Origin of the sequence: Nocardia aobensis NBRC 100429, assembly GCF_000308375.1 — a bacterium.
In the GTDB taxonomy this organism is placed as follows: domain Bacteria; phylum Actinomycetota; class Actinomycetes; order Mycobacteriales; family Mycobacteriaceae; genus Nocardia; species Nocardia aobensis.
Map to the genome: position 1 here is coordinate 54,109 of NZ_BAFQ01000147.1, position 24,241 is coordinate 78,349.

Genomic DNA, 24,241 nt, shown 5'->3' on the forward strand with positions numbered 1-24,241 from the left:
TCGGGGGTGCTCATGCGGGGCCAAACTCCTCGTCGATCAGGTCGAACAGCTCACTGTCGGAAGTGAATTCGAGGTCGTCGTAGTTACCGTCCGACGACGTGCCCCCCAGAAAACCGCGCAGGCGCTCGCTGACGCCCCGCAGGCCGGCCACGGTCCGGTCGCTGTCGTCACCGCCGGTGATGATGCGCTCGAGCAGCGCCTCGAGCCGCGCGATGTCGTCGGGCGCCGCCGCCGAGGTCGGCGACTGCGGCGCCGTCACGGTGGTTTGCGCCAGCAGATAGTCGGCGACTTCGGCCGCCGTCGGATAGTCGAAGACCAGGGTCGAGGGCAGCGACAGCCCCGTCGCCTTCGACAGCCGGTTGCGGAACTCCACGCCGCCGAGCGAATCGAAGCCGAGTTCGCTGAAACCGCGGTCGGCCCCGATATCGTCGGCCGAGCCGTAACCCAGTACCGCCGCGACGTTCTCGCGCACGAGATCGAGAACGACGCCGCGCCGCTTCTCCTCCGCGACCCCGTGCAGACGCTCCCCGAGCGAGACGTCACCGCGCGAGGCGGTGGCCGTCCGGCCGGACGTGCGCACGAATCCGCGCAGCACCGCCGGTATCGAGCCGGTATGGGCCTCCATGCGCAGCGTGTCGGTGTCCAAGTGCACCAGCACCGGCGCCGGCTCGGGCGCGGTGAGCGATTCGTCGAACAATCGCAGCCCCTCGGCACGGTCCAGCGGAGCCAGACCCAGACGTTCCAGCCGCGCCAGCGCGGTGCGGTCCAGCACCCCGGTCATGCCGATGTCCTGCTGCCACGGCCCCCAGGCGAGTGACAGGGCCGGCAATCCCTCGGCGCGGCGCCGGACCGCCAGGGCGTCCAGGAAGCTGTTGGCGGCGGCGTAATTCGCCTGTCCGGCCGAGCCGATCGACCCGGCGATCGACGAGAACAGCACGAACGCGGACAGATCCATGTCGCGGGTGAGTTCGTGCAGATGCCACGCCGCCTCGGCCTTGGCCGCGAGCACCCGGCCGACGCCCGCGTCGGTGAGGGTATGGAACGCGCTGTCGTCGAGAACGCCCGCGGTGTGGACGACGCCGGTGAGCGGATGGTCGCGCGTGTCGTCGGTCAGCAGATCACGCAGTGCGGCACGGTCGCTCACATCGCACGCGGCGATCCGCACCTGCGCGCCGAGCCCGGACAGTTCCGCCGACAGTTCCGCCGCCCCGTCCGCACGGTCACCACGCCGGGAGACCAGCAGCAGTCGCCGCACCCCGTATGCGGTGACGAGATGCCGCGCCAGCAGTGCACCCAGTCCTCCGGTCCCACCGGTGATCAGGACCGTGCCGGCGCCGAACGACACCCTCTCGGCCGGGTGCGCGGACAGCGGCTCGAGCCGCGGCGCCAGGAAGCGATCGCCGCGAACCGCCAGCTGCGGCTCACCGGTGGCGATCGCAACCCGGACCGATTCGGCCGAAATCGCCGTTTCATCCGTATCGAGCAGCACGATCCGTCCGGGATATTCGGTTTGGGCGCTCCGGATCAATCCCCACACCGCCGCCGCCGCGGCGTCGGGGATCTCGCCGGGCAGCGTCGCCGCACGGGCGGTCACCACGACCAGCTGCGACGGTGCGACACGCTCGTCGGCCAGCCACTCGCGTACCACCCGCAGCGCGCTCTTCACCCGATCGCCCGTGGCCTGTGGTGAATCACTCTGCACCACAGCATGTTCGGACCACACCACCACGTCGGGAGCCGTCGCACGGGCGGCGAGCGCCGCCTGATCCGGATAACGCTCCTCGATACCCGACATCCCCGCCGCGCCCAGCAGGACCGTACGTCCGAGCGGTGCCGCCGGGACATCGACTGCCGTCCATCGCATTCCGTATCGCGCGGCTCGCCCGCCCGAGAGCGTGGCCCGGAACTGCTGGACGTCGTAGGAGCGCATGACCACCTCGTCGATGGTCACCACCGCATTGCCGTCCCGGTCGACGGCCACCACGCTGATCGCCTCGCTGCTGCGCTGAACCGCCATCACCCGCAGGGAGCCGACCGGCGCGGTGCGATGGATCTGCGTTGCGCCCCAGCGGAACAGAAGTTTGCCCTCGGCCGGATTGCCCTGGTGATCCGGCCAGATCAGGCAGGCGAGCCCGGCATGCATGACCATGTCGAACAGCGCCGGATGCAGCCGGAACCGCTCGGCGGGAACCTCCCCGTCCAACGCGACCTCGGAGAAGACGGTGTCCCCGCTGCGCCAGGCCGCCTCGACACCGAGGAACGCCGGACCGTATTCCAGTCCGGCGGCCCGCGCCACCTGCGCCGGAATCCAGTCGGTGTCCACCGGTTCGGCGTCGGCGGGCGGCCACGGCTCGGTGCGTAGCATGTCCACGAGTCCGATGTCGGTGAGCTGCTCGGCGCTCAGCACGCCGCTGGCGTTCCTGGACCACTCGCGATCGGGTGCCTCGGCCAGGCGGTAGTGGACTGTGAACGAACGGCGTCCCGTGGCGTCCGGTTCCCGCACCAGCACCTGGAGTTCGACCTCGCCGTCGGCAGGGGGCAGGATCGGCGCCTCGAGCGTCAACTCCTCCACCGCGGCACAGCCGATGCGCTCACCGGCGACCAGCAGCATCTCCATCAGCGCGGCGCTCGGTACGAGCACGACACCGTAGGTGGTGTGGTCGGCGAGCCACGGGTGGGTGCGCTGCGCGAGCCGACCGGTGAACAGCCATTCGTCGCGGTCGGCCACCCGCACCACCTCGGTGAGCAGCGGATGCTCCGATGCGGCCGCACGATCCGCACGCGGCGGCTCGAGCCAGTACCGGCGATGGTCGAACGCGTAGGTGGGCAACGGGATTCGGGATACCCGGCGGCCCGCGTACAGCTGATTCCAGTCCACGGCCAGTCCGGCGGTGTGGGCATGGGCGAGCATCGTCAGGAACTGCTCGACCTCGTCGTGGTCTCGGCGGGCCGCCGCGGCGACCACGGACCGCTGCTCGACCTCCTCGGTGAGCGTCTGCCGCGTCATCGCCGCCAGCACCGCGTCGGGCCCGATTTCGAGGAACCGGCGCGCACCCGCGGCCACCAGTGCGGCGACACCCGGCGCGAACCGGACCGCGGCACGCACCTGCGACGTCCAATAGCCCGGGTCCACGATCTCGTCGCCGGCGACGGCACCGGAAACATTCGACACCAACGGGATTCGCGGCGCACGGAAGGTGACCCCGTCCGCGACGGCACGGAATTCGGCCAGCATCGGCTCCATCCGAGCGGAATGGAACGCGTGCGACACCCGCAGACGACTGGTCTTGCGTCCCTCGCCGGAGAACTGCCGATCGAGCTGCGCGACGACGTCCTCGTCACCCGAAACCACCACGGCGCCGGGAGAATTCACCGCGGCCAGCGACACCCGGTCACCGAATGCCTCGAGCGCCGTGACCACGTCGGTTTCGGGCGCGGCGATCGCCAGCATCGCCCCGCCCGGCGGCAGCGCGTCCATCAACCGGCCGCGCGCCGCCACCAGTGTGCAGGCATCGTCGAGCGACCACACCCCGGCGACATACGCGGCGGCCAGTTCACCGATCGAATGTCCGATCAGCAGATCGGGGACCACGCCGAACGACTCGACGAGCCGGTACAGCGCCACCTCGAACGCGAACAGGGCCGGCTGCGTCAGCCGGGTCCGATCCAATACCCCGTCCGATGCGGCCGCGTCCCGATCGTCCGCACGACCGGTGAACATCACCTGCCGCAGCGAACATCCCAGCAGCGGATCGAATCGGGCGCAGACCTCGTCCAGCGCTGCGGCGAAGACCGGGAACGCCGCGGCCAGTCCGGCGCCCATACCGGCGCGCTGCGCGCCCTGACCGGTGAACAGGAATGCGGTCTTTCCGGCGCGCGGCGAGCCGGAAACCACTGCCGGAGTGATGTTTCCGGCCGCGAGCCGGGCCAGCGCGGTGAGCATTTCGTCGCGCTCACCGCCGAGCACCACCGCCCGGAACTCGTGATGCGTACGGGTGGTGAGCAGCGAATAGGCCACGTCCAGGGGGTCGGCGCCGGCGTGGTCGTCCAGCCACTGCCGCAGTTTCGCCGCCTGTGCTCCGAGCGCGGTCTCGCTCCTGGCCGACACCAGCCAGGGCATCGGCAGGTCCGGGCCGGCGGCGACCGGCGCCGAGACCGGCGGTCGCGGGGCGGGTGCCTCCTCGATGATCAAGTGGGCGTTTGTGCCGCTGACACCGAAGGAGGAGACGCCCGCCCGCCGAACGCTCTTCCCGGCACGCCAGGGTTCCGCACGGGACAGCAGACGCACGTCTCCCGCGGACCAATCCACGTGCGGCGACGGGGTTTCCGCGTGCAGGGTCGGTGGCAGGGTTTCGTGGCGCAGCGCCTGCACCATCTTGATCACGCCACCGACACCGGCGGCCGCGACGGTATGACCGATATTCGACTTGATCGAACCGATGCGCAGCGGCTCACGGTCCCCACGGTCGCGACCATAGGCGGCTATCAACGCGTTGGCCTCGATCGGATCACCGAGTGGCGTGCCGGTCCCGTGTGCCTCCACCGCGTCCACATCGGCGGGTGTGAGGCCGGCGGCCGCGAGGGCCTGGCCGATCACTCGCTCCTGCGAGGGGCCGTTCGGCGCGGTCAGGCCGTTGCTCGCACCGTCCTGGTTGACCGCGCTGCCCCGGATCACCGCCAGGATCTCGTGACCCTGCCGCCGCGCATCCGACAACCGCTCCAGCACCAGGACGCCGACACCCTCGGAGAACGCGACACCGTCGGCCGCGGCGGAGAACGCCTTGCACCGGCCGTCCGGTGACAGGCCGCGCTGCCGCGCGAAATCGACGGAGAGATAAGGAGTGGCCGCCACGGTCACACCGCCCGCCAGCGCCAGCGACGTTTCGCCCTGACGCAGCGCCTGGCACGCCAGATGCAACGCCACCAGCGACGATGAGCAGGCGGTGTCGATCGTGACCGCCGGCCCCTCCAACCCGAAGACGTAGGCGACGCGCCCGGAGACCACGCTGTGGGTGGTGCCGGTCAGCCGGAAACCCTCCAGATCGCCGGTCACGTGATCGACATAGCCCGAGGCGCAGGCGCCCGCGAAGACACCGGTATCGCTGCCGCGCAACGTCATCGGGTCGATGCCGGAGTGTTCCAGCGCTTCCCAGGACGTTTCCAGCAGCAGCCGCTGCTGCGGGTCCATCGCCAGTGCCTCACGCGGGCTGATGCCGAAGAATCCGGCGTCGAAATCGCCTGCGGCGCCGAGGAATCCACCACCGCGGCTGTATACGGTGCCGGGCTTGTCGGGATCCGGGTCGATCAGCCGCGCCAGGTCCCACCCGCGATCGTCCGGGAATTCGGTGGTGGCATCGGTTCCCGAGGACACGAGATCCCACAACTGTTCGGGGCTGTCGGCACCACCCGGGAATCGGCAGCTCATGCCGACGATCGCGATGGGTTCGTCCGCGCGGGCCCGCCGGGGCGCGTGGACCGGGCGGGCGGAGTCGGTGCCCTCGATCTTGGCGCGCAGCAGGGCGGCGACCGCGTCGGCGGTCGGGTGATCGAAGACCAGGGTCGACGGCAGCTGCACGCCGGTGGCCTTCGACAGCCGGTTGCGGAATTCCACGCCGCCGAGCGAATCGAATCCCAGGGCGTCGAAACGCGCCCCGGGGTCGACGTCCGCGGCGGACGGGTGCCCGAGCACGGCGGCCGCGTGTTCGCGGACCAACTCGAGCACCACCTCCGCGCGGGCGCTGTCGGGAACCTCGCTCAGGCGGGCGGCCAACGCGCCGGATGCGGCTGCGGGCCGGTCGGTGGTCCGTTCCGCGGTCCGGGGCAGGAAGCCGCGCAGCGCCGCGGGCACCACACCGTGGCGGGCTTCGCGCCGCAGCTGCGCCGGATCGAACCGCATCGCCACCGCGTGCGCGTCCCCGCGACCGATGGCGGCGTCGAACAGTCGCAGACCTTCGGCATCGCCGAGCGGGTGCAGGCCGAGCCGCTCCCAGCGTGCGACCGCGCTGCGGTCGAGGTCGCCGGTCATACCGCCGGCGGAATTCCACGGTCCCCACGCCAGCGACACCGCGGGCAGCCCCGCGGCCCGCCGGGCGTGGGCCAGCGCGTCGAGACAGGAGTTGGCGGCGGCGTAGTTCGCCTGGCCGGCCGATCCGATCGTCGCGGCGACGGAGGAGAACAGCACGAATGCCGTCAGGTCACTGGTGAGTTCGTGCAGGTGGTGGGCGGCGGCGGCCTTCGCGTCGAATACCCGCCGCAGCTGTTCGGCGTCGAGTCCGGCCAGGGTGGCGTCGTCGAGCACACCGGCCGCGTGGATGACCGCGGTCAGCGGATGCTCGGGCACGATCGAGCCGAGCAGCCCGCGCACGGCCGCCCGATCGCCGACGTCACAGGCCGCCACCTCGACGGTGGCGCCGGCTTCCGCGAGTTCGGCGGCCAATTCCATTGCACCGGGGGAATTCTCGCCTCGCCGCGAGACCAGCAGCAGCCGACGGACGCCGTGCGCGGAGACCAGGTGACGGGCGACAAGCGCACCGAGACCGCCGGTGCCACCGGTGATCAGAACGGTGCCGTCGCCGAACGCGGGCTCCTGCCGGTACTCGTCGCGCACCCGCGCCAGCCTGGGCACGAGTACCGCTCCGCGGCGCGCCGCGACCTGAGGCTCGTCGGCCGCGAGCACCGCATCGAGGACCGTCCGAACGTCCCGGTCGGCGACCGAGTCGTCGGCGTCGACGAGGACGAACCGGCCCGGATATTCGGACTGGGCGCTGCGGATCAGCCCCCGGACGGCAGCGGCGGCGGAATCCGGTGTCTCGCCCGGCAGCGCGGCGCCGTTGGCCGTCGTCACGATCAACCGGGTCCCGGCCAGGCGTTCTTCGGTCAACCAGGACTGCACCGTGGCCAGCACCGACTCCAGGTGCGTGCGGACGGCCGCCGGGTCGCCGGATGCGGATCCGATATCCGGCCGCCAGACGACGGTTTCCGGAATCGGCTGTGCGGCAGCGACTTCCGCGGGCGTCGCATAGCACGCGTCGATGCCGGCGAGCGGCTCGGAACCGAGTACGGCCATCCGGTTCGCGGACACGATCGTCGGCGCCGCCATGGGCGTCCACTGCAGCTCGTAGAGACCGGCGTCGTCCGCGGTCATGGTGCCGCGCAGCTGTCGCACGTCGTAGGGCCGCATGACGACCGCGTCGACGGAGACGACCGGCCGGCCCGAATCGTCCACGGTCGCCACCGAGATCGTCTCCGGCCCGGAGGCAACCGCGATGACACGCAACCGCGTCGCCTTGACCAGCGGCTGATGCAACCGCGCACCACCCCAGCGGAACAACAGCCGGCCGGTGTCCGGGTCGCCGTCCTGATCGCGCCAGACGAGTCCGGCCAGGCCGGCGTGCATCACCAGATCGAGCAGCGCCGGATGCAGATCGAACCGTTCCGGATCGGATGCGGCCACGGTGTCCAGGGCGATCTCGGAGAAGACCGTCCCGTCCCGCTGCCACGCGGCCTCGACCCCGAGGAATGCCGGACCGTACTCGAGGCCGGATCCGGTGGCGATCTGCTCGGGAATCCATGCGGTATCGAGTGTTTCGGCGTCGGCGGGGGGCCACGGCTCGTCGCGCAGGCGGTCCAGCAGCGCGTCACCGCCCTCCCACGCGGGGGCCAGCACGCCGCTGGCATTGCGCACCCACTCCCCCGCTCGCCGGAAGTGGAAGACGAACGACCGTCGCCCGCTCGGATCCGGCTCCCGCACCGACACCTGGAGTTCGACCTCGTCGTCACCCGACGGCAGGATCGGCGCCTCCAGGGTGAGCTCGTCGAGGACACCGCAGCCGATACGGCCGCCCGCGACCAGCAGGAATTCCACGAGGGTCGCGCTCGGCAACACGACGGTGCCGTAGGTCATGTGGTCGGCCACCCAGGGATCCGACGACAGCGAGAACCGGCCGGTGAAAACGAATTCGTCCGTACCGGCCACCGGCACCACGCCGGTGAGCAGCGGGTGCGCCGAGGAGTCGCCGGCGGTCTCCCGCTGCGGCAACCAGAAGCGCTGGTGACGGAAAGCGTAGGTGGGCAGCGGAACTCGACGTCGCGGCCGGTGCCCGAACAGGGGGGGCCAATCCACTCGCACGCCCGCGACGTGCGCGTGCGCCAGCATGGTCAGCAACTGCCGGATTTCGTCGTGATCGCGGCGCGCGGCGGCGGCCACCGTGGAGTCCGCGGTCTCCGGCAGGCTCCGGCGGGTCAGCGCCGCCAGGACCGCATCCGGTCCCAGCTCCAGGAATCGGCGCACGCCCGAGGCGGCCAGCGTCTCGATCCCCGGCGCGAATCGCACCGCTGCCCGCACCTGCCGCACCCAGTACGCCGGTTCCAGTATGTCGTCCCCGGCGAGCTGACCGGACACATTCGACACCATCGGCAGCCGGGGCCGATGGTAGGTCAATTCCGCTGCTACCGACTCGAATTCGGCCAGCATCGGGTCCATCCGATGTGAGTGGAAGGCATGGCCGACGCGCAACCGCGTCGTCTTCGCGCCCCGCTCGGCGAATCGCGCCTCGATCCGCTCGATCGCCTCCTCGTCCCCCGAAACCACCAGGGCTCCAGGCGCGTTCACGGCGGCAACCGACACCCGGCCCGGATGCTCGGCAACGGCGTCGTTCACCTCCGCCTCGGTCGCCGCGACCGCCAACATCGCGCCACCGGCGGGCAGCGCGCCCATGAGCCGGCCCCGCGCCGCCACCAACCGGCAGGCGTCCGGGAGCGACCACAGCCCCGCCAGATGCGCCGCCGCGAGTTCGCCGATGGAATGGCCGATCAGCACATCCGCTGTGACACCGAACGATTCGAGCAGGCGAAACATCGCCACCTCGAAGGCGAACAGGGCCGGCTGAGTGAACTCGGTGCGATCCAGCAGCGCGGCGTCGCCGAACATGACCTCCCGCAGCGAACGGTTCAGCATCGGGTCGAACTGCGCGCACACCGAATCCAGCGCCTCGGCGAAAACCGGGAACGCCTCGTACAGGCCCGCGCCCATACCGATCCGCTGGGCGCCCTGACCGGTGAACAGGAACGCCGTCCGCCCCGAACCGGCGACGCCGTCGACGATATCGGTGCCCGGACGCGCCGCGGCGAGATCGGCCAGCCGCGCGAGCACCTCCTCCCGATCGCGGCCGAAAACCACACTGCGCGAATCCAAGTGCGCACGGTCGGTGGCCAGCGCCTGGGCGACCTCGGCGATAACGGCCTGCGGACGCTCCGACAACCAGGTGTGCAGCGTCGCCGCCTGCGCTCGCAGCCCCGCCTCCCCCTTGCCCGAGATCAGCAACGGGATGCTCGCGACGGTGGTAACCGGCTGTGTCGCAGCACTTTCGACACGCTGCGCGGCCGGCGCTTCCTCGAGGATCACGTGAGAATTGGTGCCGCTGATCCCGAACGACGACACACCGGCCCGGCGCACCCGATCGCCGGTGGGCCACGGTTCGGCGTCGGTCAGCAGCCGCACCGCACCGGTCGCCCAGTCCACGTGCGGGGACGGCGTGTCGGCGTGCAAGGTGCGTGGCAACCGCTCGTGGCGCAGTGCCTGCACCATCTTGATCACACCCGCCACGCCGGCGGCGGCGACGGTATGACCGATATTCGATTTCAGGGACCCGATCCGCAACGGTTCCCCACGGTCGCGTCCGTAGGCGGCGATCAACGCCTGCGCCTCGATCGGATCACCCAGCGTGGTGCCGGTGCCGTGCGCCTCGACGGCGTCGACGTCGCCGGCCGATAGTCCCGCATTGGCGAGGGCCTGCGCGATCACCCGTTCCTGCGACGGACCGTTCGGGGCGGTCAGACCGTTGCTCGCGCCGTCCTGGTTCACCGCACTACCGCGGACGACGGCCACGATGTCGTGGCCGAGCCGCTGTGCGTCCGACAGTCGTTCCAGCACCAGCACGCCGGAACCCTCCGACCAGGCCACACCGTCGGCGGCGGCGGAGAACGCCTTGCACCGGCCGTCCGGTGCCAGACCGCGCTGCCGCGAGAAGTCGACGTAGAGGTAGGGACTGGCCGCGACGGTGACTCCACCGGCGAGCACCAGCGAACTGTCCCCCTGACGCAACGCCTGACAGGCCAGGTGCAACGCCACCAGCGACGACGAGCACGCGGTATCGACCGTCACCGCCGGACCTTCCAGGCCGAACACGTAGGCGACGCGGCCGGAGATGACACTGTGCGACGTGCCGGTCAGCCGGAAACCCTCCAGGTCACCGGTCACCCGTCCGGCATAGCCCGACGAGCAGGCGCCGACGAACACACCGGTATCGCTGCCGCGTAGCGAGGTCGGGTCGATACCCGCGTCCTCCAGGGCTTCCCATGATGTTTCGAGCAGCAGACGCTGTTGCGGATCCATCGCCAGCGCTTCCCGCGGGCTGATCCCGAAGAAGGACGGATCGAAATCGGCTGCGCCACTGAGGAATCCACCATGGCGGGTGTAGACCGTACCGGGTTTTCCCGGATCCGGATCGAAGAGCCGGTCCAGGTCCCATCCGCGATCGGTGGGGAATTCGCCGATCGCATCCCGGCCCGCGGCCACCAGATCCCACAGGTCCTGCGCGGATCGCACCCCGCCGGGAAAACGGGCGCTCATGCCGACGATCGCGATCGGTTCGTCGGCGGTACCGCGCCGCGCCGCCCGACGGTGCCCGCGCTCGACGCCGGTGATCCGTTCCCGCAGCAGTGTGGCGACGGCGGTCGCGGTCGGATGGTCGAAGACGAGCGACGCCGGCAGGGGAATTCCGGTGGCCCGCGTCAACCGATTCTGCAGTTGCACGCCGCTGACGGAGTCGAAGCCGAACTCGGTGAGCGGCAACGTGGGGTGGATCGCCTCGGCCGACTCGTGACCGAGGACGGCCGCGGCCTGCTCGCGAACGATGTCGAGAACGAGGGTGTCGTACTGATATTCGGGGGCGCCCCGCAGTCGCCGCGCCAGCGGTGTGTCATCCCAGGTCGCCGTCTGTTCCGCACCGTCGGCCTCGACCTCCGGAATCCGCGCGGCGGTCGCGGCGCGGGCGACCGGCGTACCGGACGCGACCGTGCGACGCTGAAACGCGTACGGCGGCAGGTCGACTCGCGTTCCCCCCGGCACCAGTGCTCGTGGCGCCACGGGCATCCCGGCGCAGAATGCCTGGGCCAGCGAGGCCAGGAACCGCTCCGGCCCGCCCTCGCCGCGGCGCAACGACCCGACGACCGCTACCTCCGCGCCCGCACCGGCCGCTTCGGCGGTCACCCCCACACCCATGGTCAGCACCGGATGCGGACTCGTCTCGACGAAACCGTCCACACCGTCGGCGATCAGCGCGGTGACGGCATCGGCGAATCGAACCGGCTCCCGCAACGACCGGTACCAGTAGTCGGCATCCAGTTCCGCGGTATCCACCCGCTCGGCGGTCACCGTGGAGAACATCGGCACTGCCCCGGAGCGCGGGCGGATGGGCGCGAGTTCCGAGAGCAGCCGCGCGCGGACCCGCTCGACCGCCTTCGAATGTGACGCGTAGTCCACCGGAATCCGGCGGGCCCACACTCCGGCCCTGGCACAGGCCGCGACGAACTCCGCCACCGCCTCGACGTCACCGGCGATCACACACTGGGCGGGCCCGTTCACCGCGGCCATCGACAGCCGATCGCCGTACGCGGACAGGCGTTCGCGCAGCGCGTCCGCACCGAGCCCGATCGAGGCCATCGCGCCCTGCCCGGCCAGTTCCTCGGCCACCGCCCGCGACCGCAGCGCCACCACCCGCGCGGCGTCGGACAGCGACAGCCCACCGGCGATGTGAGCGGCCGCGATCTCACCCTGCGAATGACCGATCACCACATCCGGTTCCACACCGGCCGCGCGCCACATCCGCGCCAGCGAGACCATCACCGCGAACAGCACGGGTTGCACCACGTCCACCCGGTCCAGCGGGGGCGCGTCGTGCGCACCACGCAGTACGGCCGTCAGCGACCAGTCCACGTAGGGCGCCAACGCCGCGTCGCATTCGGCGATCGACTCCGCGAACGCGCCGCCCGCGTCCAGCAGGCCCAGCGCCATACCCTCCCATTGGCTTCCCTGTCCTGGGAAGACGAAGGCGATCCGCCGTGGCGCGGCGCGCCCGACAGCGGGTTCGATCGCCACCGCGGGCGCGGCCGGGTCGGCCAGGGCCGCCAAGCCCGCCAGCAGGTCGTCGCGGTCCCGGCCGACGACGCTGCCGCGCCATTCCATTCGGGCGCGCGTGGTCAGCAGGGAGAAACCCACGTCGGCCGCGGTCGGCTCCGGATGGCGCAACAGCCATTCCCGCAGCCGGGCCGCTTGCGCCCGGACGCCGCCCTCGCTCCGGGCCGAGACCACCCACGCCACCGCGCCGGTGTCGTCGTCCGCCGTGGCCGAGCCGACCTCGGGCGCCTCCTCCACGATCACGTGGGCATTCGAGCCGCCCATGCCGAACGACGACACCCCGGCCCGGCGCACCGCGGCCGCAGGCCAGTTCTCGGTATCGGTGACGACGCGTAAAGCCAACTCGCCGAGCGGAATTCGAGGATTCGGCGTCTCGAAGTTCAGGCTGGCGACCAGTTCCCGGCGGGAAAGGCAGAGCACGGTCTTGACCAGGCCCGCGATACCCGAAGCGCCCTCCAGGTGACCGATATTGGTCTTGACCGAGCCGACGGCCAGCGGGGTGTCGCGATCCGGGCCGTAGGTGTCACCGAGCGCGGCCGCCTCCACCGGATCACCGGCCGGTGTTCCCGTGCCGTGCAGTTCGACGTACTGCACCGACGGCGCGTCGACGCCCGCCGCGGTCAGCGCCGCGCGGATCGCCGCGGCTTGCGCGTCACGGCTGGGCGCGCTCAGCACACGGCGCTCGTTACCGGTGGCGACCGCACTGCCGCGGATCACGGCATGGATCCGGTCGCCGTCGGCGATGGCGCGGTCCAGCGATTTCAGCACCACCATGGCGCCGCCCTCACCCCGCACGAACCCGTCGGCTCGCGCGTCGAAGGTGTAGCAGGCGCCGAGTGCCGACTGTGCGCCGAACTGCTCGATCCGCTCGCTGCTGGTCGGCGAGAGAATCAGATTCAGACCGCCGGCCAGCGCCAGCTCACTTTCCCCGCTGCGCAGGCTCTCGCAGGCCAGATGCACCGCGACCAGCGACGACGCCTGGGCGCTGTCGACCAGGACGCTCGGGCCGCCGAAACCGAAGTAGTTCGAGACGCGGTTGGCGATGATGCCGCGCCCGACTCCCCACAGCGAGTGGCGGCCGACGCCCGGGCCACCCTGCGAGGCGAGCAGTTCGGCGAAATCGCTTCCGGTACAACCCAAGAACACGCCGTGGCGCCGGCCGTCGCTCGGCGTGGCGGTCAGGCCGGCGTCCTCGAGCGCCTCCCAGCCCAGTTCCAGTGCCAGCAGTTGCTGTGGATCGATCGCCCGCGCTTCGTTGGGCGAGATCCCGAAGAAGTCCGCGTCGAAATCTCCTGCGGTACTCAGGAAACCGGCGCGCTCGGTGATGTTCTCCCGTCCGGCCGGCGCCGCGCCGATCGCGGCGCGCCCGTCTCTGAGCAGCTGCCAATAACCGTCGAGATCGGCCGCCCCCGGCATTCTGCAGGACATACCGACGATAGCGACGGCATTTGCCGATCCGGTCACCTCTGAAATTCCTTCCTCGATGAACGCGCGAACTCGCGAACGCCCTCACCATTGCCCGGGGGGTACGAATTCTGCTTCTATACAACGTTTTTGGACGCGTTCACGGCCCAGCGAAGAGTCCCGAACGATATATGAGCGTCCTCCACACGCAGCCGGATTCGCCTCGGAGCAGACGAGGCCGTCCGCTCCGATATGCCGGATTTCGTACGGCAACCGAAGGTATGCCGGAGTGTCGAGGCGCGCGGAGAAGAGGTAGTGCCCGAGCGGGATGCGTACGCCGCATCTACGCGACGGCGCCGTGATCTATCACAAGGATCCCTTTCGGGGTTCGTACAACAGCACAGGACTCATAGTTACTGAACAGTATTTGGCCGTTCCGAGTCTTGCCAGCAGTGGGAATAGTGTGATGTACGCCGCTGCCCGGCGATCGGTATCGAGGCCGAAAACCGCGCACTGCCTGCGGGTTCGCCGTGTCGGAGCCACAACCCGCCAGACCCCCGACGGAAACGAAAAAGGTCCCGGAACCTTCTGGTTCCGGGACCTCTTCACTAGTAGCGGGGACAGGATTTGAACCTGCGACCTCTGGGTTATGAGCCCAGCGAGCTACCGAGCTGCTCCACCCCGCGTCGGTGAACACAACATTACACACGAGTCGACAGACGTAGCAAATCCGGTGGTCAGGACCGGTTTGGACGAGCATCGACGCGATCTCGACCGTCGGCCGCCACAGCTTCCCGCCCGCGAAATACCGGCCGGCCACGCTCGCTGACCACATCGACACCGACCGCCGAAATCTCACACACGAAGCCCGAATCGGACGAACCGGCGGCTCGATACAGAAGCCTCGCAACACCTCGAATGAGGAGAACTCGCGTGGGAAACGCGCGCGTTTCCAAAAAGCAGGCCAGGAAAACGTGACCCGGACCACTATTTTCACGTGATTCACCGCACATAACGGCCGCATAACGAACGACCGGAATGTCCGAACATGGCATAGCCAACCTGCATCAACGCTCGAATCCGGTTATTCGCTTCATGCAATTGTCTCTGTTATCAAGACGTGATCTGCCGAGATCTGTTCGTTATGGTCGAGTGCGGCCCGGATCGAACCCGTGATGGGCATCCAGACCCGAACCGCTGCACACCGGCAACCCTGCCCCGCGGTTCGGGGATCCCCGACCTCCTGGGGGCAGGGACGCGGCGGAACATCGCCGGGCCGGCGGGCGCAGGGAGGGACACCACCATGAACAAGAACCGGAAGATCAGCAGTCGCGCCCTCGGCTTCGCCGCCGTCGCCGGCGCCCTTGTTGCCGTCCCGTTCGCAGCTTCCACCACTGCTTCGGCTGCGCCCGCCCACGACTGGGACGGTGTCGCGCAGTGCGAGAGCGGCGGCAACTGGAATATCAACACCGGTAACGGCTACTACGGCGGTCTGCAGTTCACGCAGTCCACCTGGAGCGCCAACGGTGGCAACGGCTCGCCGCAGAACGCGAGCAAGGACGAGCAGATCCGCGTCGCGGAGAACGTGCTGCAGACCCAGGGCCCCGGCGCCTGGCCGGTATGCGGCCAGTACCTGCGCTACGCGCCCGCCGAGGAGAGCCAGCCGGCCCCGGCCCCGCAGCCCGAGCCGACCGCTCCGGTGCAGCTGCCGAACGATCGCCAGGACCTGATCAACAAGGCCACCGACGCCGGCCAGCAGGCCGCGCAGCGGTTCGGTGTGGGTCACCAGTTCCAGCAGATCCTCGAGCAGAACAGCGGTCTGATCGACTCCCTGGGCCGCTGAGCCGCGGCGCGGTAGATTCCGCGCACGCTGCGACCCGAACACTTTCGGCGCTGCCATCCTCGTGATGGCAGCGCCGAAAGTCGTTCGGGGGCCGAAAGCCGTCGTGGGGCCGAAGGCGATTGTGCAAGCCGAATGCGAACGGCGCCCCGGATCATCCGGGGCGCCGTCGTCGTCGATCACCGGCCGCCGCTAACCGCCGGCCTTGTTGTAGGCGTCGATGGCCTTCTGCAGACCTTCCAGCGCCTTGCCCAACTGCCCGAGGTCACCGGACTTCTGCGCGTCCTCGACCCCCTTCAGGGCGTCGTTGAGCTCCTTGACCGCGGCATCCTTGCCCGCCGACCCGGTCGTGGGCGGCGGCGTCGAGGAGGGCGGCGGAGTGTTCTGGTTCGACGGCGGTGGTGAGGTACTGCCCTGCTGGCCGGGCGGGTTGATCGCCGCCTGCCCGGGCTGCTGCGTCGTCGCGGCGCCCAATCCGTCCTGGACGTCGTTGAGGGCATCGCCCAGCGTGGACTGATAGCCCACCTTGTCGCCGTAGGAGGCCAGGACCTTCACCAACTGTGGGAACGACGCCGTGGTCGGTCCGCTGTTGCGCTCCAGATACCAGGGTTCGACGTAGAGGATGCCGCCCTCGCCGATGGGCAGGGTGAGCAGATTCCCGTATTTGATCTTGTTGGTGTTACCACCGGTCAGCAATGTCCGGTCGTTCGAGACCCGGGCATCGGTGGTCATCGACGTCTGAACCTGTTGCGGGCCCGGCGTCTGCGAATCCGTCGGCAGCTTGAGCACCGTGAACTTGCCGTAGTTCTCCGGATCCGCCGCCACCTGGATGTAGGCCGCGAGGAATTGGCGTTTGAAGCCGACCATCGCACTGGTCAGATTGAACTGCGGCCGACCGGTCTTCGGATCGCCGATGAGCACGTAGTACGGCGGCTGATGCGCGTTGGTCGGGGTGTCGGAGGTCGGATCGTTGGGGACCGACCAGAACGCGTTGTTGGTGAAGAACTCGCGCGGATCGTTCACGTGGTAGCGCGCCAGCATCTCGCGCTGCACCTTGAACAGATCCTCCGGATACCGGAAGTGCGCGGCCAGCTCCGGCGAGATCTCGCTCTGCGGCTTCACCGAGTTCGGGAACACCCCGCGCCAGGCGTTGAGCACCGGATCGGTGGGATCCACGTCGTAGAGGTTGACCGTGCCGTCGTAGGCGTCGACCGTGGCCTTGACGGAGTTGCGGATGTAGCTGACCTCCTTGCGCGGCAGCGTGCGACCGGTGTTCTGGTCGATGCTGTCCTCGACCACGCCTTCCAGCGAGGTGCGTTGCGCATAGGGGAAGTTGTCCAGCGTGGTGTAGGCGTCGACGATCCAGAGGATGCGCCCGTTCACCACCGCCGGATACATGTCGCCGTCGGTGGTCAGCCACGGTGCCACCTGCTGCACGCGGCTGCGCGGATCGCGGTTGTAGATGATCTTCGAATCCGAGCCGATGGCGCCGGAGAACAGGATGTTGCGTTCGGCGTACTTGGCGGCGAAGGCGAGGCGGTTGAACCAGTTGCCGATCGGGACACCGCCCTTGCCGGTGTAGGTGTACTGATCGGTGCCGGTGTCGTATTCGCGCGGCGGCTGGTTGTTGCCGCCCACGATCGCGTAGTCGGCATCGGATTTGGAGATCATCTCGCCGTAGTAGATGCGCGGCTGATCGACCGGGATGGCCTGCTTGTCCTTCGGCGTGAACAGATCGCTCACCGTCGACTTGTCGCCGACGTTGAAGACCGGATATCCGTACCCGCCGCTGGAGCTGCTGGTGCCGGCGCCGGTGGCGGCCTGCTGAGTTTCCTTCGGCGGGGCCACGTTCACCCGGTTGGCCGGGGACGCGACGAAGCCGTCGCCGTGGGTGTAGACGGTGTGCTTGTTGATCCAGTCGGTCTGGTTACCGGACAGGTTCTGCGGCACCAGTTCGCGGGCGGCGACGATGTAGTCCTGCTTCTCGCCGTTGATGGTGTAGCGGTCGATGTCCAGCGGGTCCGGGAAGCCGTAGAAGTTCTGCAGCTGCTGGCGCTGGATGAAGGTCTGGGTCAGCAGATTCGGATCGAGCAGCCGGATATTGCCGATGGTCTGCTGGTCGGCCGGAATCGATCCCGGATCCTTGGTCTGCGAACCCTTGTAGTCGACGTAGGAGACCTTGTCGTCGGTGAGTCCGTAGGCCTGCCGGGTCGCCGTGATGTTGCGTTCGATATAGGTCGCTTCCTTGGTGGCGGCGTTCGGGCGCACCTCGAACTGCTCGACCACCAGCGGCCACACCGCGCCGACCAGGATCGACGACAGCAACAGCAGCGCGGCCGCCATCGCGGGCACGCGCAGATCGCGCAGCACCACCCCGGCGAAGAACGCGACCGCGCAGATGATCGCGATCGACATCAGGATCAGCTTGGCCGGCAGCACCGCGTTGATATCGGTGTAGGAACCGCCCGTGAAGGTGGGCTCCTTGCGGGTGCTCGACAGCAGCGAGTACCGGTCGAACCAGTAGGCGACCGCCTTCAGCACCACGAACGTGCCCGCGATCAGCGCGAGCTGGATGCGGGCCGGGCGGGTCAGCGTGCCCTCCCGACCGGACAGCCGCAGCCCGCCGAAGATGTAGTGCGTGACGAGGTTCGCGAAGAACGCGATCACCACGGCCACGAACAGCCAGTTCAGCAGCAGCTTGTAGAACGGCAGATCGAAGGCGTAGAAACCGACGTCGATGTGGAACTGCGGATCCTTGATCCCGAACGAGCCGCCGTGCAGGAACAGCTGCACCGTGACCCAGCTCGACTGCGCGACCAGACCCGACAGCAGGCCGACCAGTACCGGGATGCCGATGCCGAACAGTCGCAACCGGCCCATCACGGTGGTGCGGTAGCGCGCGATCGGATCGCTGGGACCGGACACCGGGACGAAGACCGGGCGGGTGCGGTAGGCGGCCAGCAGCGCCAGCCAGACCAGTGCCCCGACCACGACCGCGACGATGAGGAACAACAGAAGCCGGGTGACGAGCACCGTGGTGAACACCTGGCGGAAGCCGACCTCGCCGAACCACAACCAGTTGGTGTACGCGTCGGTCAACCGCGGGCCGACCAGCAGCAACGCCGCAATCACGAGCGCGGTGATCAGCAATATCCGGCTGCGTCGAGACAGCGAAGGTAAGCCTGTCGGGGGGCGCATGCCCACGATGCCACTCTCCCAGGTCCGGCGGCGTACCGAAGCGATTGTCGGCCGATACACCGCAGTCCGATGATGCGTCCGGTCCCTGCGGACCGTCTCTCGCGCCCCACTCTACGTAAAACGGGACGGCTTGGATCGCGATGGCTCCGGTATGCCGTGGCGGGGACGCGGGCGCTCGTGGTGGACGTACAGTGTCGGCCGTGACTGTGGACAATCCCTCCTCCGCCCTGTACCGCTGTATCCGGGACGTGGCCGAGTTCGCCGACACCGAGGGCTGGGATCAGCCGCCGCAGTTGTTCGCGCTGGTACCGACCGCCGACCTGGTGGCCGCCGAGCCGACGCTCGAGGATCAGCTCGACGACGGGGCCGCATTGACTCCCATCGCCCAGGAACCGCTTCCCGACGATCTGAGCGGCGATTCGATGGCCCTCGACGAATTCCTCGCCACCACCAGCTGGCCGCCCGCCGTCGAGGGGGTGGTGCTGGTCCAGCAGATCGTGGTGCTGCCGCCGAACGCCGAACACACGCTCGACGAGGCCATCGCACCGCTGCTGGCCGACCGCGACGCCGCCGACCGCGCCGGTCGCGACGCCGCGCAGACTCATCCCGAGCGCCGCGACGCCCGGCTCTACGCCGGTGTGCTGCGCGACGGAGTCTCGTTGTGCCTGTTGCAGTTACGCCCCGAAGAGGACGAGGCGTTCCCCGATCTGGATCTGCGCACCGCGCCGAATCTGGCCCCCAACCTGATCGACGCGCTGCGCCACACGCTCGAGAACGAGCCGGACTAACCGCAACTGGGGGCGGGACGTCCGGCGTTGATGTCGTCGAGCGACTGCACCGCGGTGGACAACGTGTCGACCTTCACCAGTTTCAGGCCGTCCGGAGTGCGCTGGCGAGCCTCGTTGCAGTTGTCGGCGGGGACCAGGAAGGTCTCCGCACCGGCGTCGCGGGCCGCGATCATCTTGTACTGGATACCGCCGATCGGGCCGACCTTGCCCTGCGGATCGATGGTTCCGGTGCCGGCGACGAAGCGTCCGCCGTTGAGCTCGCCGGGACTGAGCTTGTCGACCAGTGCCAGGCTGAACATCAGACCGGCCGAGGGGCCACCGATATCGGCGAGGTTGAAATCGACCTGCAGCGGACCGGCAGGCACCTCCTGCGGGGTGACGCCGAGGTAGGCCTTGTTCGAATCGTCCGGGCGCGCACCGAGTTTCACCTCGACCGTCTGTTCCACGCCGCCGCGGCGGATCACCATCGGGATCGTCGTGCCCGGGGCCGCCCCCTGCACCGCGTCGATCACGTCCTTGGAGGTCGTGATCGGTTTCCCGTTCACGCTCACCAGTTCGTCCCCCTTCTGCAGCACCGCTTTGGCCGGGCCGTCGTCGGCCACCACGCGCACCTGGACCTTGGTCGGATACTTCAGGAAGTTCAGCGCGGCCAGTTCGGCGTTGTCCTCGGATTCCTTGAAATCGGCCTGGTTGGACTTGTCCACCTGGTCGCGGGGAACGCCGGGCGGGTAGACCTCGGCGCGCGGCACCAGGCCGTAGCGGCCGTCCACCCACAAGCCCATCGCCTCGAATATATTCAGCCCGTCGCGAACGGACACCGTCGTCATGTTCAGGTGTCCCGAGGTCGGATCCACCGCGGCACCCTGCACCGCGACGACCTGCTTGCCCTCCACCTCACCGAGGGTATTGAAGGTGGGACCAGGGCCGAGAGCGACGAACGGCACCGTCACCGCACTGCCCACCACACCGAGGACGAGCACGGGCACCAGAGCCGCTATCAAGGTGATGATCCGACGATTCACCCGGCCCACAGTAGCGGCTCCACGATCACCATCCGCGTAGCCTTGGGGCATGAGCGACGTGCCCTTCGGATTCTCGAACCGCGACGACGATCCCGACCGTGACAAGCGTGACGATCAGGCCGGTTCCGGAGCGAACAACCCCTTCGCCTTCGGTATGGGGTCTTCGGGCGCGGCCGGATTCGATCCCGCGGCCTTCGGGCAGATGCTGACCTCGCTCGGGCAGATGTTCTCCACCATGAGCCAGCCGGGCGGCCAGGCGAGCCCGGTCAACTACGACGTCGCCAAGCGGCTGGCTCGCCAGCAACTCGGTTCGACGGTCGCGCCGATCACCGACGGTGCGCAGCGCGCCGTCAGCGATGCCGCGCATCTGGCCGAGTTGTGGTTGGACGCGGCGACCACCCTGCCCGCCGGGGCGACCAAGACGGTCGCTTGGTCGCCCAACGATTGGATCGAGCAGACACTGCCGACCTGGAAGCGGCTGTGTGATCCGGTCGCCGAGCAGGTCTCGGGTATGTGGAGTTCGACACTGCCGGAGGAGGCCAAGCAGTTCGCCGGGCCGATGCTCGGCATGCTCGGGCAGATGGGCGGTCTGGCCTTCGGCTCGCAGCTGGGACAGGCGCTGGGACAGCTCGCCCAGGAGGTACTGACCTCCACCGATATCGGGCTGCCGCTGGGTCCGGCCGGAACCGCGGCGCTGCTGCCCAGCGCGATCAGCGAATTCAGCAAGGGCCTGGAGCTTCCCGAAAGCGAGATCCTGGTTTATCTGGCCGCCCGAGAGGCCGCCCACCAGCGGCTGTTCGCCCATGTGCCGTGGCTGCGGCAGCAGGTGCTGGGCGCGGTCGAGGATTACGCGCGTGGCATCCGGATGGACTTCTCCGCGATCGAGGAGGCCGCGCAGAACATCGATCCGATGTCGCTGACCGATCCGTCGAAACTCGAGGAACTGCTGTCGCAGGGCACCTTCGAACCGCAGACCACCCCCGAGCAGAAGGCCGCGCTGGAGCGGCTGGAAACGCTGCTGGCGCTGATCGAGGGCTGGGTTCAGGTCGTGGTGGCCGAGGCCGTCGGCGACCGGCTGCCCGGTGCGGGCGCGCTGGCCGAGACGCTGCGGCGCCGCCGCGCCACCGGCGGTCCGGCCGAGCAGACCTTCGCCACCCTGGTCGGCTTGGAGCTGCGTCCGCGCAAGCTGCGGGAGGCCGCCACACTGTGGCAGCGGCTGACCACCGACGCGGGGATGTCGGCGCGCGACGCGGTGTGGGCGCATCCGGATCTGCTGCCCAGTTCCGAGGATCTCGACAAGCCGAGCGGTTTCATCGACGGTGTGATCGGTGGCGGCGCCAACGTTTTCGACGATCCGCTGGCGCAGCTGGCCGAGACCGAGGCGCGTGAACGCCGCGAAGGCGCTGCGGCGCAACAGGAGCGGCCGAACAAGGACGCGGACGGCGACAAGGACACGGACGGCGACAAGGACACAGAAGGCACTGCCGCCCAGGGCGATTCCACTTCGGGCGCGAATCCGTCCGACGCCGACGACGAGCGCGGAGACAACGAGGATCGCTGATTGTCGGCGGCGCAGTCCGGGCGGCGCGGTTCAGCCCAGTCGCGCTTCGGCGGTCGCGTAGCCGAACAGCTTGCGCCCCTTGGACAATGCGTCGACCACGACGGTCACCATGCGGCGACGTGAACTGAGCCAGCCGACCTGACCGCCGAACAGGATCGACGCCGGAGCGTCGGAGTCGACGGGCAGATAGTGCATCTTGGGCGCGTATTGCACCCGCAGTTTCGTCAGTGCGGTCGGATCGCCGAGCCAGCGGCCGAGATAGCCGGCGACCAGGCCGAGCGTCAGCATGCCCGGCACTGCCCCCGTCGTGGTGCCGGATCGGTGCGGATCCACGACGCCGGCGTGGCGCACCACATCGTCGGCCGCGACCGTGACGGTGTCGGCGGGCAGATCCGCGCCGACCGCCAGCGGGCCGAGGTCGACGATCGGACGCGGTAGCGACGGTTGGATCCGGTCCCGCTGCGGCGTGCGCAGACGCCGTTGCGCCGGGACCGGTTCGAGATCGTGCGGCCGTTGGGACGCACCGGATCGCGCACAGGTTCCGGGCTGGGTGTGCACCAGCAGGGTGGAGGAGCCGCTGGTCACGACCTGACCGTCGTCGTCGCGCAACAGGGTGGTCACCGAGACCACGTCGTAGTCGCGGTAGTGGCGGAAGGATTCGAATCCGATTTCGCAGCTGATGCGGTCGCCGGCCAGCAGCGGGCGCACGATTTCCAGCGTGCGGTCGGCGTGCACGACGCACCCGCTGTGAAAGCCCGGGACGAGTGCGTCCAGCGTGCGTTCCTCGGCGCGCATCCACACCGTGGTGGCGAAGGTCGGCGGGGCTACCAGGGCATCGAATCCGCGCGCGGCGGCGGCACGTTCGTCGCGGTGGATGGGGTCGATGGCGCCTATCGCCCGGGCGTACTCGCGAATCGTGTCCGCGGCGATCGGCCGATCGCCGCGGGTTCGAAACCGATGTTCGCCGTGCAGCGACGCCACCGGTGGCACGCCGAGGGATGCGCTGACCATATTGCTCCTTTAACCGACCCGAATCGACCCGATTGTCGGCCGCCGGTGGCCCGGCGTTAGCACTCTCCGCGCCGGTCTGGAAAATTCACGGCGAGTCGTCGGCCAGATTTGTGAGACGGTGCGTTCACAGTGATGCTGTGAGATCGCCCGAAGCGCCCTGTGGACAACGCCGAACCTGTGGATAACCAGCAGTTTTCCGGCGGGCGTGCCTCGGCCCGGCGACAATACTGAGCCCATGACGTTGTCACACGCACGTGGACCGATGTTGCATCCGCGGGTGGCGGTTCTGCGCCGGCCCTCGGGGGCGGTGCAATTGGGTTGGGATCCCGAACGCGCGGTACTCCTGCACCCGCCCGCCGTCGACACCGATGCGGTCGTCGCGTTCGTCCGGCTGCTCGACGGACTGCACAGCCATCCCCGGCTCCTGTGGGAGGCCGGGCAACTCGGCCTCGGTGGCGTGGCCCTGGAACTACTACGAGATATCGACGCGGCCGGACTGCTGATCCGGCCGCAGGCCCGCCGCACTCGCGTGCGGACGGTGCATGTACACGGCCGCGGGCCCCTGGCGGATGCGCTGCACAGCGGTATCCGGCAACTGGGCATCACGCCGACGCGGTCGAGCGAATACCGCAGCGGCACATCGGATTCGCTGCCGACCTCCGATCTAGTGATTCTCACCGACGCGCTGGTCCCGGTGCCGGAGTTGGTCAGCATGCTGCTGGTGCGCCGAATCCCGCACCTGCAGGTGCGCATCCGCGACGGGCACGGTGTGATCGGGCCGCTGGTACTACCCGGCGGCACCAGCTGTCTGCGCTGCGCCGATCTGACCCGCACCGAATTCGACGCCGAATGGCCGCATTTGGCGGCGCAGCTGCTCGGCCGGACCGGCTACGCCTCCCCCGCCACCATTGCCGCCACCGCCGCCCTGACTTTGCGCGAAATCGAATCGATTATCGAGGGCGCCGCCGACGACCCGCCCCGAACCCTGGACACCACACTGGAATTGGATCCGCACACCAGGCGCATCGCCCGGCGTCGCTGGACCCCGCACGCCGACTGCGCCTGCCGCCGAATCGCCGCCACGGGGGCCGAAGCGCCGGACGGCGATCGCACGGTCTCCGTCGCCGGAGGACAGGTATGAGCGCGACGAAGATGGCTCGGGCGGTGACAGGATCTCGCCTCGATGATGTCGCTACCGTCGCGCGCCGGGGCCGGGCCGTC

At 69.2% G+C, this 24,241-nt stretch carries 8 protein-coding genes and 1 tRNA gene; 4 read left to right on the forward strand and 5 right to left on the reverse strand.

Features of this window, described 5'->3' with window-relative positions:
- Positions 1–10: 10 nt before the first annotated feature.
- Both RJ03_RS19080 and RJ03_RS19085 read right to left on the reverse strand, forming a co-directional pair.
- Positions 11–13,660 carry a type I polyketide synthase gene (locus tag RJ03_RS19080; protein WP_281032288.1) on the reverse strand — a complete coding sequence of 4,550 codons (13,650 nt, stop codon included), beginning with the start codon at positions 13,658–13,660 and terminating at the stop codon, positions 11–13.
- Positions 13,661–14,212: 552 nt separating this feature from the next.
- A tRNA-Met gene (locus RJ03_RS19085) sits at positions 14,213–14,286 on the reverse strand.
- A gap of 617 nt (positions 14,287–14,903) precedes the next feature.
- Here RJ03_RS19085 and RJ03_RS19090 point away from each other — a divergent pair.
- Complete coding sequence (locus RJ03_RS19090; protein WP_036504333.1) at positions 14,904–15,443, forward strand: transglycosylase family protein; 540 nt, start codon at positions 14,904–14,906, stop codon at positions 15,441–15,443.
- 189 nt (positions 15,444–15,632) lie between these two features.
- Here RJ03_RS19090 and RJ03_RS19095 read toward each other — a convergent pair whose 3' ends face one another.
- A complete protein-coding gene (locus RJ03_RS19095; RefSeq protein ID WP_083871085.1) occupies positions 15,633–18,644 on the reverse strand; it encodes a UPF0182 family protein in 3,012 nt (1,003 codons plus the stop codon).
- A gap of 134 nt (positions 18,645–18,778) precedes the next feature.
- Between RJ03_RS19095 and RJ03_RS19100 the strand changes: the two genes are divergently transcribed.
- The gene (locus RJ03_RS19100) at positions 18,779–19,426 is read left to right on the forward strand and encodes a PPA1309 family protein (protein ID WP_371507228.1); all 648 of its coding nucleotides are present in this window, start codon (positions 18,779–18,781) and stop codon (positions 19,424–19,426) included.
- Here the strand turns inward: RJ03_RS19100 and RJ03_RS19105 are convergent.
- Complete coding sequence (locus RJ03_RS19105; protein ID WP_199195801.1) at positions 19,423–20,448, reverse strand: YlbL family protein; 1,026 nt, start codon at positions 20,446–20,448, stop codon at positions 19,423–19,425. The genes RJ03_RS19100 and RJ03_RS19105 overlap by 4 nt on opposite strands.
- 49 nt (positions 20,449–20,497) lie before the next feature.
- Here RJ03_RS19105 and RJ03_RS19110 point away from each other — a divergent pair, with 49 nt between their 5' ends.
- Positions 20,498–22,009 carry a zinc-dependent metalloprotease gene (locus RJ03_RS19110; protein ID WP_083871092.1) on the forward strand — a complete coding sequence of 504 codons (1,512 nt, stop codon included), beginning with the start codon at positions 20,498–20,500 and terminating at the stop codon, positions 22,007–22,009.
- A gap of 30 nt (positions 22,010–22,039) precedes the next feature.
- Here RJ03_RS19110 and RJ03_RS19115 read toward each other — a convergent pair whose 3' ends face one another.
- Positions 22,040–23,020 (reverse strand): FAS1-like dehydratase domain-containing protein, encoded by a 981-nt coding sequence (locus RJ03_RS19115; RefSeq protein ID WP_036504340.1) that lies wholly within the window; start codon positions 23,018–23,020, stop codon positions 22,040–22,042.
- 235 nt (positions 23,021–23,255) lie between these two features.
- Between RJ03_RS19115 and RJ03_RS19120 the strand changes: the two genes are divergently transcribed.
- Positions 23,256–24,161: a TOMM precursor leader peptide-binding protein gene (locus RJ03_RS19120; RefSeq protein WP_051024872.1), complete on the forward strand. Its 906-nt coding sequence runs from the start codon at positions 23,256–23,258 to the stop codon at positions 24,159–24,161.
- Positions 24,162–24,241 lie beyond the last annotated feature (80 nt).